This is a genomic window from Bacillus sp. MRMR6 (assembly GCF_001940785.1).
Taxonomy (GTDB): domain Bacteria; phylum Bacillota; class Bacilli; order Bacillales; family Cytobacillaceae; genus Neobacillus.
Map to the genome: position 1 here is coordinate 1 of NZ_MSLS01000091.1, position 676 is coordinate 676.

Annotated in this window: 1 protein-coding gene; it reads left to right on the plus strand. The window is 36.4% G+C overall.

Annotated elements, in window-relative coordinates:
- Window positions 1–676 (plus strand): transposase (locus BTR25_RS26760; RefSeq protein WP_175596906.1); only part of this gene is annotated, 676 nt, incomplete at both ends.

A 676-nucleotide genomic window follows, 5' to 3' on the forward strand; every position in this document is an offset into this window, starting at 1 on the left:
ACATAAATTCACAAAACAAGAAATTGAGGTAGAAACTCGTGATTATTTTGATGAACTAAATAAAGCAGTTGAAGAAGACAGATTAGCACACGGAAAAAATCCGTTAAAGGACAAGGAGGAAGTGAAGGAAACGAAAGAAATTCGGGTTAGCACTACTGATCCTGAATGTGGATTTATGTCTCGTGATAACAAGCAGGAAATGTTTTGTTATCTTGATCACCGGACTACAGATATGAAATGTAACATTATTACAGATGTATATGTTACACCTGGAAATGTTCATGATTCTGTTCCTTACCTAAGCCGGTTGGACCGTCAGGTCCAACAATTTGGATTAAAGGTAGAAGCTGTGGCACTTGATTCCGGTTATCTCACGAGCCCGATTTGTAAGGGATTATCTGACCGTAATATCTTTGGAGTAATTGCCCATAGAAGATATCATCCTACTACTGGTTTATTCCCAAAATGGAAATTTACATATGATAAAGAACGAGATTTATACGTTTGTCCTAATGATCAAGAATTAAACTACAGTACAACAAATCGTGAAGGTTATAAAGAATATAAATCTAATTCAAAGAAATGCGGAAACTGTCCACTTCTTTCCCAATGTACTCGTTCCAAAAATAAGGTAAAGGCAGTAACACGTCATGTTTGGGAAGAGCACAAGGAAAAG